This window comes from Haloferax sp. Atlit-12N (assembly GCF_003383095.1).
Classification (GTDB): Archaea; Halobacteriota; Halobacteria; order Halobacteriales; family Haloferacaceae; genus Haloferax.
The window spans coordinates 1-2,017 of the sequence record NZ_PSYW01000032.1; the positions used below are offsets into that span (position 1 = coordinate 1).

Here is a 2,017-nt window from a genome sequence, read left to right on the forward strand (position 1 = left end):
TACTAGTAAATATCCGTATCCGGGCGTCCCGATTAGTACATCCCCGTCTCCGAGAGCACCTACAAGAGACATACCAGCGATTCGGCCGAGGACCGAGGAGGTGAGTCCAATGAGGAGTGCAGCGATTATGAGCTGGGCAGTCCGTTCGCTCGCCCCACAAAACCGACCCGCAGACGGGGGATAAAACAGGAAGGTAGATCCGACAATGACGAGACTGAGGAAACCAAGCAGATTGAGTTGACGATGGGCAGCCAGCGTCCCCGGTGGGAGCGCAGGTATCTCAAGTACGCTCCAAAGGGCCATCGTGAGACCGATAGCAACCCCCACAACACCAGCAATCACACCTTCGATAACACTGCCTGTTCCGACTCGCCGGCGGTCTGACCGGAAGAACACACTAAGATACAACGCTGCAAAGCCGACGAACGCTACCGCTTCACTTACCGCTCCAACGACCAAAAGTTGACCACCACCCAGACTAGCGGCAACCAATGCCGGGCCAACTGCACCGGCAGGGAGGACGACTGCGGCGAGTTTTTTTTTTGATGCCGGAACACCGAGGAACCGAGGACTGAGACGAACACCGAGCGTGAAAACGAGAAGGACTGCGAACCCCGCAGCTACCAAGTGTGTGATTCGCGGAAAATAGCCATCCGTGAGCCCTGGTAGCATTGTCGTACGCGCGAGTAATTCGTACGACCCAATCGTGAGATAGGCGAATGGAATGATGAGATACCGGTTTGCATACTTGTCTACCCACTCGTAGCTCTCCCTGTGAGAACTCGTTCCCGTCCCAGCGTCGGACTTCGTTTCGAACCGACCACAACAGCGCAGCGACGAACGCTGCAACACCACTCCCCCAAACGAGTGCCCCAAGAGTTTCCACAAACGTCGGCCCGACCGAACCTGCAGAGAATGCAAGCAGTACAGTCCCCAACGTGGCTGCCACGAAATAGACTGGTGGGATGGTGTCGGTAGAGAGTCGTCCCGAAGTACGAGGGCACTAACAGATAGGCCATACCGAAGACAATGTGGGAGACGAACCCGAAGAGGGCGAGGACGGCCTCAACCCGATGGGTGATGTCGACCGTTGTACCAAGCCGCCAGCAGACGAAAAACACGGCACTCGCGATGATGAATCGCCGCGACCACTGACTTCGGCTCGCTCCTGTCATCGGAGACCGCCCGAGACGTTCCGCTGCGAACTGAGTGTGCGCGATCTCTCGCCTCGGATACCTGCCTTTGACTCCGTCATTGACTGTGGCGGTGCATCGCTCATTACCCAGTTGTAGACAGCCGAGGAACAAACAGTTCCACCCGAACGTATTTGGGAGAATGGTGAACGATAGTTCCGCTGTATGCCTCGTGTCGATTTCGATGCTAAACGGACGTACACTGCAACCCGGTTCTCTGCCCACGAGGTAGTTCTGACTGGCCGGACGAAGCCGTCTGTGGCTTCTTCGAGCCGGGGCAGTTATTCCCGCCCACGCGCGTTGAACGACCTCGTCGTCAGCGTTCGATCTGGAAGCAGATCCATCCGTGAAGGTGAGACTGACCACCATGTCTCCCCTGCTAACTAGTGTTTATCCCCCGGGATACGAGACGTGGAATACGAGCTGACGAAGGTTCAAGACTCGAAGTATTGTTGGTGACGTCGTCACCGCCAACCAGTGCTGAACACGAGCGGGTTCGCCGCGGGTTGACGGAGGGCGATTTCGAACCATTGCTTGCCAGCGAGTGATTTGTTGTCGACGAACTCCCTGTCGCTGTCTTCATAAGACGACCGAACGCCCACTAAGGTGCCATCTACTTGCGACCTGAGCACAACAACTCCGTGACCCGAAGACGTTCGCACAAGGATATTCTTACTACTGTTCCGGATCTGCAACTGGTTAGTGATCGAACGACCGAACTTCGCCAGTTGACAACCGAATTCCGAACCCACGACGACGTTGATGACGCGTTCCTCGCGAAGAGCTTCACCGATCGCCTCATGATTGTCGACATCAGGGGTGAG

Annotated in this window: 1 protein-coding gene; it reads right to left on the minus strand. The window is 56.3% G+C overall.

Features of this window, described 5'->3' with window-relative positions; all coding sequences use genetic code 11:
* Window positions 1–1,657 precede the first annotated feature (1,657 nt).
* The coding region (locus tag C5B90_RS21100) for a hypothetical protein (protein ID WP_233512149.1) at window positions 1,658–2,017 on the minus strand (360 nt) is incomplete at its 5' end.